Origin of the sequence: Paraburkholderia sp. SIMBA_054, assembly GCF_046534875.1 — a bacterium.
GTDB lineage: Bacteria > Pseudomonadota > Gammaproteobacteria > Burkholderiales > Burkholderiaceae > Paraburkholderia > Paraburkholderia hospita.
Genome location: NZ_JAWRXV010000181.1, coordinates 1 through 1,129, shown reverse-complemented (window position 1 = coordinate 1,129; position 1,129 = coordinate 1). Strand labels below are relative to the sequence as shown.

Here is a 1,129-nt window from a genome sequence, read left to right as displayed (position 1 = left end):
GGGGCCAATCTAGACGACCTCGACCGCCTGTTCGAAACAGTCAAGCGGGAAAAGGGCAAGATCGACATCCTGTTCGCGAGCGCAGGCACGGGCGAAGCCGTCCCTCTGGGTGAGATTACCGAGCAGCACTTCGATGCGACCTTCGGTCTGAATACGCGCGGAACGCTGTTTACGGTTCAGAAGGCGTTGCCGCTGTTCAACGATGGCGGATCGATCTTCATGACCGGGTCAGTTGCGTCGGTGAAAGGTTTTCCTGGTTATGGCGTGTATTCGGCGAGCAAGGCGGCGTTGCGCTCATTCGCACGCACTTGGCTTAACGAACTGAAGGGCAGGAATATCCGGGTGAACGTGCTGAGCCCGGGGCCGATCGCCACGCCGATGCAGGACCAGGTTCTCACCGAGGAGGCGAAGCGGATGTTCGAATCCCTGATCCCGCGGGGAAAGATGGGTCGTCCTGAGGAAATTGCGACGGTCGCGCTGTTTCTTGCTTCAGACGATTCGAGCTTCGTGAATGGGGTGGAGTTGTCTGTCGACGGCGGCTTCTCGGCCATCTGAAATCGCGCCGAAAGCGTGTAGAAGGATCTTTCAACTCGACGAAGGTGATCTGATTTATGTCGATAAATACGGATTCCTTACAATACTGAATGGAGAGTTCGCATGAACTATTCGATTATTGGCTTTGGCGCGGTAGGCCAGGCGCTCGCCCGAGCGTTTGCAAGAAAGAACATCGATGTGACCGTCGCCAGCCGGCGCCCTCCCGAGACGTTGATGCAACAGGCACGAGCGATCGGCCCCACCGTTGTCCCCGGGACGCTGCAGGATGCAATCGCGTCCGACACCATCTTCCTCGCGGTTCCGTTTTGGGAACATCGCGAAGTCGCGAAGCAGATCACAACCTGGCAGGGCAAGACGATCATCGACACGACAAATGCTTTTGGTGTTCCCGTTGAAGACCTGGAGGGTCAGCCGCCGGCCGCGGTTGTCGCCAAGGCGTTTGCCGGCGCCAGGTTCGTAAAGGGCTTTAACCATCTGCCTGCTGCCGCCCTGGCCGCTGATCCGAGCGTGAATGGCGGAAGCCGCGTCGTTTTTTTGTCGAGCGATGACGAAAATGCGGTGGCACCGGTCGCTG

Annotated in this window: 2 protein-coding genes; both read left to right on the top strand. The window is 58.4% G+C overall.

Annotated features, from left to right (window positions below; all coding sequences use genetic code 11):
* On the top strand, nucleotides 1-555 hold a 555-nt coding region (locus SB822_RS54620), incomplete at its 5' end, for an SDR family NAD(P)-dependent oxidoreductase (RefSeq protein WP_410858790.1).
* 102 nt (nucleotides 556-657) lie between these two features.
* Nucleotides 658-1,129 (top strand): NADPH-dependent F420 reductase (locus SB822_RS54615; protein WP_410858789.1); only part of this gene is annotated, 472 nt, incomplete at its 3' end.